This is a genomic window from Pseudomonas sp. SMN5, from assembly GCF_052041925.1.
Classification (GTDB): Bacteria; Pseudomonadota; Gammaproteobacteria; order Pseudomonadales; family Pseudomonadaceae; genus Aquipseudomonas.
The window spans coordinates 1-505 of record NZ_JBKGGX010000071.1 but is presented as its reverse complement, the minus strand read 5'-3'; the positions used below and the strand labels follow the sequence as shown (position 1 = coordinate 505).

Below are 505 nucleotides of genomic sequence, written 5' to 3'. Positions count from 1 at the left end.
CAAGGCCACGGGCGGTAACTTCGAGAACTTGGTGCCAAGCACCACGCCTGCGGTTACAGACGTCACCGATACCATCGACACTTCGACTGTGAGCCTGTCGGCCACTTCGACCGTCGCCGAAGGTGGAACGGTGGTTTACACCGCCTCGGTCAACGCCCCGGTCACCGGCGCTCCGCTGGTTGTGACCCTGTCGAACGGTCAAACCATCACCATCCCGGTTGGCGCGAGCAGCGGTTCGGTCAACTTCGTCACGCCGAACGACGCCCTCGCGGGCGGCGATAACCTGAGCGTCAAGATCGACGACGCCAAAGGTGGCAACTACGAGAAGCTGGAGATCGACGGCAAAACGGCTAACACCACCGTCACCGATACCCAGGACAACACCGGCCTGAGCCTCAGCGCCACCGGTACGGTTGCCGAGGGTGGCCAGATCACCTACACCGCCACCCTGACCAATGCTGCCGGTACGCCTGTCACCGTCACCCTGAGCAACGGCGCGGTCATC

At 63.2% G+C, this 505-nt stretch carries 1 protein-coding gene; it reads left to right on the top strand.

The annotated features are described in order from the left end of the window. Positions 1-505, top strand: a 505-nt coding sequence (locus tag ACLEJR_RS27020) for an immunoglobulin-like domain-containing protein (RefSeq protein WP_440817760.1), incomplete at both ends; no start/stop codon positions are given.